Genomic DNA, 4,892 nt, shown 5'->3' on the forward strand with positions numbered 1-4,892 from the left:
CCTTTGTAAACCCACTCGACCAGCGCCCAAGAAAGGGCCCCTGCAGCCCCGGCGATATGGGTGACTACGAAAGCGCTGGTGCTCAACATTCCGGCGGCAATGGCGCTTCCGGCGTTGAATCCGAACCATCCAAACCAGAGGATACCTGCCCCAGCGAGGGTCATCGGTAGGCTATGGAGCCATGGGCTCCGCCCCAAAGCCCTTGCGTTTTCCCATGAGGATGGCTGCAGCTAACGCCGAAACTCCCGAACTGATATGGACCACGATCCCCCCCGGCAAAATCCAAGCCCCCCATTTTGCGGATCCACCCACCCGTTCCCCAGACCCAGTGGGCGATGGGATCATAAACCAGAGTGGACCAGAGGAGAGTAAAGATAAAAAAGGCTTTAAACTTCATGCGCTCGGCGACCGCTCCCATGAGTAAGGCAGGGGTAATAATGGCAAACATAGCTTGATAGATCATAAACGCTTATGGACTTGTTGATTTACACGGCGAACAATTAGGAATAAAGGATTGTGCAGCTTTTAAACAGAGAAAAGAGATAAAGATGAACGGCTCGCCAAACTCTTTTAGAAAAAACCGGGCATTAGAACGACCTGCTGGCTTTTCACCAGGCTGGGCGAAATAGGAGCAGACCTGCTGATACTTTATTCTTGGGGGGAGACTCCCGTTCCTCTTGCAATGATCTGGAAAAGTTCCTGGGAGGCCTTTTCGAAAGAATCTGGAGAAACAGTAGGATTGTTGGCGGAAAGTTTAATCTCCAACCGGGTTTTTTTCTGGCCGGCCGGTTTTACCGTGATCTCAGTAGAAAAACGCTCCTGATGATTGTCACTTTTAAAATAACCGCGGATCATGACCCCGTCGCTTCCGAGGCGCACGACTCGAAAAGAGTTCCCTTTGTGCCTTTGGGCATACTCTTGGAGGGCCGAGTTCAGCTTGGGGTGGAATGACGTAAAATCCATGGAATAAGTGCGGGAAAATTTATCTTTTACAATCTTTTCTTCTGGTATGATTTTTAGGCTTGCGCAGGAATTGAACAAAAGGCAAAAAACTGTGCAAGAAAAAAAGAGCCAATTTCTAAGTCCGGGTTCTAAAACTTTGAATGAAGGCTTGAGTTTTAAATTTTTTATTTTCGATTGCACCAAAAACCTCCCGCCAGCGAACAGTTTTAAATCTTTTTCTCTATATCACAATTCCCATAAAAATACTAAATTTCTTGCCATCCTCCCAGTTTTCCATAAATCCACCAATTTTCTTTCTTTTCCCATTTCCGCGAATGCGGACCGGGTTCTGAACTGACTTGAGACCACCCTTTGACCTCTTATCCCTGATGCGGTCAGGCAGATTGATTGAAGAGAATGCCCCCCAGCGAGTTTTGTTTGCCGGAGCAGAAAAAAGAGGTTGCTCAACACTTTTATTTACTGTATGAATAGCAAATGAGGATTGAATTCATCTCTGCAGCGGCGGAAGACAGCGCCCGTCTGACCCCCCTGGCCCTAGCCACCTTGGCGGCCCTTACCCCTCCCGATATCGACGTGGGGTTCTCCGATGATCAGATCCACCCCATCGACCTCAACGACGGCTTCCAAGGTGCGGACCTGGTGGCCATTTCCGTGATGTCCAAGACCGCCTATCGGGCTTACCAGATCGCCGACGCTTGTCGGGAAAAGGGGGTCAAGGTGGTCCTGGGAGGGATCCATCCGACCGTCCTGCCGGAAGAGGCTTCGGCCCATGCCGATGTAGTTGTAGTGGGGGAGGCGGAAATCCTCTGGCCCCGCGTTATAGCGGATTTCCAGGCCAACCGTCTGCAGAGGTTTTACCGGCAGGACGGCGTGGTGGATATGAACCACTCTCCGGTCCCTCAGCGGGGAATCTTTAAGTCCCACTCCCGCAGCTACGTCCCGTTGGATGTAGTTCAGACCACCCGGGGCTGCCCCTTTGATTGCGATTTCTGTACGGTAAACCCGGTCTTCGGCAGCCGTTTCCGGATGCGCGAGATCGAGAAAGTAGTCGCCGAGGTCCAGGGCCTGACCCGGTGGGGGATTCTTTTTGCCGACGATAACGTGATCGGCAACGTACCCTACTTCCAGAAGCTCTTTACGGCCCTTGAGCCCCTGAAATTGAGATGGATCGGCGAGGCTTCCCTGGCGGGCCTGGATAATGAGCAGAACCTCAAGATTCTTCAGAAGAGCGGTTGCAAGGCCCTCTTCATCGGCTTCGAATCCCTGAGCCCCCAGCTGAAAACCATAGGGAAGCCCCAGAATAACCCGGCGCGTTACGGGGAGGTGATCCGTAAGCTGCACGATCACGGCATCATCGCCTATGCGGCCTTCATATTCGGCTTCGACTTCGACGATCCCTCGGTCTTCGAGCGCACCGTGGAGTTTGCCATCGCCAACAAGGTCATCCTAGCCCAGTTTGCCATTCTGACCCCCTACCCTGGAACCCGCCTCTATACCCGGCTTCAGGCGGAGGGGCGCCTCCTGCAGGATAAATGGTGGCTGGTGCCCAACCAGGAGATCCTGGCGCCCCACTTCCGGCCCCAGCTCATGGAGCCCGAGCAGCTGCGGGAAGGTTGGAAGTGGGCCTGGCGGGAGTTCTACAGCTTCTCCTCCATCTGGAAACGGAAAGATTTCTGGCCGGCGCTCCATCCCTATCTTGCCTACCTCCCCTTCAACCTGCGGCAGCGCCACTTCGCCCGGCACAAGATCTGCGCTGAAAACACCCGCCCCAGATCCTGGAAAGTATAACAAATAGCCGGCCTCCAGCGGAGGGTAAAAGGTTTCCACTTTCCATTCCAAAGGGAATTCTCTTATATTCAAAAATGGACTTTGCTTTCTACCTGAGGGTTGCCCTTGAATTAAATTTAATAGGACGCAGATTTACGCAGATAACCGCGGATAATTATTTTCTTTTTAGTTTATCCTGATAATCTGGGTTTACCCTGTTAGATAGTAAACATCTAACAGGGTGAATCCGTGTCCAAAAAGGAATTTCCTATGCTATTAAATTAATTTTAATTTCAGAGGCTTGCAAACGCCCTAGGCGGAGAAGAAAGCCAAATCAAAATCCTCGGCGCAAAGAAAGCGGAGAACCCCTCTATTTCGGCATTTTCGGACACACCACCTCAAAAATTGTTGACAATCCATGATTTTGGAAACCTTAACCCACAGAAAATAAATCCCACAGCGCTTCTTGCTTTATATCCTTAATAATTCATTGATATTATTAATTTTTTTATTGCTTCAAAAATAGGCAACTTGCAAAAAAACAACTGATTTTCTCTAATTACATGGTTCATTACTCACCTTTTTCACAACTTTTCCACAGAATTTTGTGGAGGATTTTAGATCCTCTAAATTTTCATTGACGAAAACTTAAAAAATGAGTAGCGTAACTCTGCAAACCAACCGGCGCAATAATTTGTAACAAGGAGATCGTCGATTATGACAGACCAAAATTCGTATCAAGAACTTTCCAAACTGTTAGGGGCTCCTACATCTAAAATTCTCCCCCGGATCATAGAGAAGATCGCTGACGAGAAAGAAATCAAAATCCTGCTGGCCGCTTTCCCTGCGGCCACCGTTCCGGAGTTATCCACCAAGACTGGAATTACCCAGGAAAAAGTAGAGGAGATGGTTAAAACCCTGTTCCTTAAAGGACTGCTTTTCATATCCAAAAAGGAAGGAGATCCTCGCTACTACCGGGTCAAAACTGTCCCTCAATTTCACGACAGTTCCATCCTTTGGCCAGGAGCAACCCCAGAGTTCTACAACCTCTGGAAGGAATATACCGCCAAAGAATGGGCGGAGTTTGGAAGGGTCGTCGAAGCTTTTCTTCCTAAACCAGCTGTACGCATCGTCCCGGTGGGGGCGACCATTGAGTCCAAAGCAAAAGTGTTAGCCCTGGAGGATGTCCGGGAAATTGTCAATCAGGCCAGAACCCTGGCTGTGACCCGGTGCACCTGCCGGGTGGTGGATGGGAAATGTGGTAAACCTGTAGAGATTTGTATCCAGGTGAACCGTGCTGCCGATTATGCCCTCCAAAGAGGAACGGGCCGGGCGATCACCAAAGAGGAAGCCATGGGCTTATTGCACCAGGCCGAAAAAGAAGGGTTGATCCATATCGTCGATAACCGTCAAAAGGTCGATCATATTATCTGCAACTGCTGCCGGGATTGCTGCATAAATTGGAAATTGCCCAACCCTCATAAATTTGTTGACCCGAGCCGTTTCCAGGCCTGGGTCAACGCTGACGATTGCCTTGGCTGTCAAGTTTGCCTTGAGCGATGCTATTTTGATGCTATCGTAATTGAAGGAGAAGAACCGAAAGCTCGGATCAACCCGGAGAAATGCATGGGCTGTGGCGTTTGCACCGTCACCTGCCCGACCGAGGCCATTACCATGAAGGAAGTTCGTCCCCCGGAGGTCATCCCTGTTTAAATCTTCACCCTGCTCAGTTCGGAGTTCGGAGAATTTCTCTTGAACTTATAACTCCGATCTCCGAACTAATAACTCCGAACTTTATTACCTGGACTCTATCACCCCGTTGCGGAGAACGGCCTCCCCTTTAGAATTATAAACTTCCAGAAGATAAAGGTCAGGGCGCGCCTGCCACACCTTGGTCTGAAGTGATTCCCCCGGAATTACCGGGCTGCTGAAGCGGGCCGAGTAAGATTTAATCTTTCCCGAATCTCCCTGCAAGACTTCCTGGACAAACCGGCGGCAGGTAACTCCATAAGTACAAAGCCCATGCAAAATGGGCTCTTTGAAGCCAACGGCCTTGGCTACTGCTGGGTCGATATGCAGAGGATTGCGATCGCCGGACATGCGATAGAGCGCAGCTTGATTTACGTCGGTTTGGGCTTCAAACCCAAAGTCCGGAGCTTTCG

Annotated in this window: 6 protein-coding genes; 2 read left to right on the top strand and 4 right to left on the bottom strand. The window is 50.2% G+C overall.

Annotated elements, in window-relative coordinates:
- From Q7V48_02215 to Q7V48_02225, 3 genes are all read right to left on the bottom strand, one after another.
- The coding region (locus tag Q7V48_02215) for a hypothetical protein (GenBank protein ID MDO9209553.1) at nt 1-164 on the bottom strand (164 nt) is incomplete at its 3' end.
- Nucleotides 161-463, bottom strand: a complete 303-nt coding sequence (locus Q7V48_02220) for a hypothetical protein (protein ID MDO9209554.1) — start codon at nt 461-463, stop codon at nt 161-163. The genes Q7V48_02215 and Q7V48_02220, both read right to left, overlap by 4 nt.
- 185 nt (nt 464-648) lie before the next feature.
- A complete protein-coding gene (locus Q7V48_02225) occupies nt 649-963 on the bottom strand; it encodes a hypothetical protein (GenBank protein MDO9209555.1) in 315 nt (104 codons plus the stop codon).
- Nucleotides 964-1,437: 474 nt separating this feature from the next.
- Here Q7V48_02225 and Q7V48_02230 point away from each other — a divergent pair, with 474 nt between their 5' ends.
- Together Q7V48_02230 and Q7V48_02235 are read left to right on the top strand one after the other, a co-directional pair.
- The gene (locus tag Q7V48_02230; protein ID MDO9209556.1) at nt 1,438-2,751 is read left to right on the top strand and encodes a radical SAM protein; all 1,314 of its coding nucleotides are present in this window, start codon (nt 1,438-1,440) and stop codon (nt 2,749-2,751) included.
- Between the two features lie 696 nt (nt 2,752-3,447).
- Nucleotides 3,448-4,443 (top strand): 4Fe-4S binding protein, encoded by a 996-nt coding sequence (locus Q7V48_02235; GenBank protein ID MDO9209557.1) that lies wholly within the window; start codon nt 3,448-3,450, stop codon nt 4,441-4,443.
- Nucleotides 4,444-4,527: 84 nt separating this feature from the next.
- On the opposite strand, the gene Q7V48_02240 is transcribed toward Q7V48_02235, so the two are convergent.
- Nucleotides 4,528-4,892, bottom strand: a 365-nt coding sequence (locus Q7V48_02240) for a MaoC family dehydratase (GenBank protein MDO9209558.1), incomplete at its 5' end; no start/stop codon positions are given.

Source organism: Deltaproteobacteria bacterium (assembly GCA_030654105.1).
GTDB lineage: Bacteria > Desulfobacterota > SM23-61 > SM23-61 > SM23-61 > JAHJQK01.

Bases quoted from the DNA above. Each gene is read 5' to 3' on its own strand.
- Q7V48_02220 (MDO9209554.1), bottom strand. From the start codon at position 463: ATGATCTATCAAGCTATGTTTGCCATTATTACCCCTGCCTTACTCATG.
- Q7V48_02225 (MDO9209555.1), bottom strand. From the start codon at position 963: ATGGATTTTACGTCATTCCACCCCAAGCTGAACTCGGCCCTCCAAGAG.
- Q7V48_02230 (MDO9209556.1), top strand. From the start codon at position 1,438: ATGAGGATTGAATTCATCTCTGCAGCGGCGGAAGACAGCGCCCGTCTG.
- Q7V48_02235 (MDO9209557.1), top strand. From the start codon at position 3,448: ATGACAGACCAAAATTCGTATCAAGAACTTTCCAAACTGTTAGGGGCT.